This is a genomic window from Rhizobacter sp. P3_B12 (assembly GCF_056402895.1).
In genome coordinates this window covers 1-1,710 of sequence record NZ_JBFUGN010001173.1, presented here as the reverse complement: position 1 = coordinate 1,710, position 1,710 = coordinate 1, and the positions used below count along the sequence as shown (strand labels likewise).

The following is a 1,710-nucleotide window of genomic DNA, read 5'->3' as shown; positions in this document are numbered from 1 at the left end:
GATCATGGTGACGCACCGCCCGGCGGTGCTGGAGCTGGCGCAGCGGGTGATCGTGGTCGACGGCGGCAGGGTCGTGCTCGACGGGCCGAAGGCCCAGGTGCTGGCGGCGTTGTCGGGTGCGAAGCCGGCGGCGACGGCGACGCCGGAGGGCACGGGCCCGGGCAATGTCCACCTGCATCCGGCCACCCAACCGGTGCAACGTGAGGCGGCAGTCTGAGCATGTTCGGCAAGAAGAAACAAGCCGAGCTGAAAGCCGGCGACGCCAAGTTCCTCAGCGAGGTCCGCGCCGCGCAGGTGATGGACGACATGTCGCGCGCGACCTGGACGCTGTACCTGATGGCGCTCGCGGTGATCGTCGCGATCGCATGGGCGTCGACCGCTCGCGTCGACGAGATCACGCGTGCCGACGGCCGCGTGGTGCCCGACGGCAAGGAGCAGGTGATCGCGAGCCTGGAGGGCGGCATCCTGCGCGAGCTGTTCGTGYGCGAGGGCATGCAGGTGCAGGAGGGGCAGGAGCTGGCGCAGCTCGACCCGACGCGCTTCGAATCGCAGCAGAACGAGGGCCAGGTCAAGCGCGCTGCGCTGCGCGGCACGGTCGCGCGGCTGACGGCCGAGGCGAACGGCCGGGCCTTGCAGTTCCCATCCGACGTGTCGGCGCTGTCCAGCGTCGTGGAATCGGAGACCGATGCCTACAACGCCCGCAAGCGCGGGCTCGACGAGGCGGTGCGCTCGAACAGCCGCAGCATCGAACTGGTGATGAAGGAGCTGGGCGTCTCGGAGGCGATGTCGGCGAAGGGCCTGATGTCGGAGGTCGAGGTGATGCGGCTGCGCCGCCAGGTCAACGACCTGCACCTGCAGTCGCAGGAGCGGGTCAATCGTTTCCGGCAGGACGCGAGCACCGAGCTCGTGCGGGTGCAGACCGACCTGGCGCAGATCGAGGAGCAACTCGCCGGCCGGCAGGATGTGTTGCGCCGCACGGTGCTGAAGTCGCCGGTGCGCGGGCTGGTGAAGAACATCCGCTCGGTGACGGTGGGCGGCGTCGTGAGCCCGGGCGCCGCGATGATGGAGATCGTGCCGATCACGTCGCGGGTGCTGATCGAGGCGCGCGTGAAGCCGTCGGAGATCGGCTTCCTGCGGGTCGGGCAGACGGCCGAGGTCAAGCTGGCGGCCTATGACTACACGACCTACGGCGGGCTGAAGGGCAAGATCGAGTACATCAGTCCTGACGCGCTCGGCGACACCGAGAAGGCGGCCGCGCCGGACCAGACCTACTACCGCGTGATGCTGCGCACCGAGCGCTCCACGCTGCGCGAGAAGGGCAAGCCGCTGACGGTGCTGCCGGGCATGACCGGCTCGGTGGAGGTGCGGACCGGGGAGCGGTCGGTGCTGAGCTTCCTGCTGCGGCCGATGCTGAAGTCCAAAGAGGCGTTTCGGGAACGTTGACTGGGTGGCTGCGTGGCAAAGGCGCGGGCGGGGAGTCTGGGGCTCGCCGGTCGGTGCGGTCATTGCCCCTGGCGGGGCAATGACTGCCCTCCGCTGACTGGTTTCGTGGCCCGTCGCCCAAACTCCCGCCACTCACTTCGTTCGTTGTGGTCAAACAGTGGGCGACAGTCAGTTGACGATCGCGCTTCGCGCGGGGCCACGAAACCAGCCAGCTCCGGCGCCCCGCCCTGATTGGCGCTCCCCAGACTCCCCACCCGCGCCTTTGTG

At 69.2% G+C, this 1,710-nt stretch carries 2 protein-coding genes; both read left to right on the top strand.

Going from position 1 to position 1,710, the window contains the following annotated elements; translation table 11 throughout:
- Positions 1–217 (top strand): hypothetical protein (locus AC1D01_RS33450; protein ID WP_477873776.1); only part of this gene is annotated, 217 nt, incomplete at its 5' end.
- 2 nt (positions 218–219) lie between these two features.
- Positions 220–1,443 carry an HlyD family type I secretion periplasmic adaptor subunit gene (locus AC1D01_RS33445; RefSeq protein ID WP_477873775.1) on the top strand — a complete coding sequence of 408 codons (1,224 nt, stop codon included), beginning with the start codon at positions 220–222 and terminating at the stop codon, positions 1,441–1,443.
- The last annotated feature ends 267 nt before the right edge of the window (positions 1,444–1,710 follow it).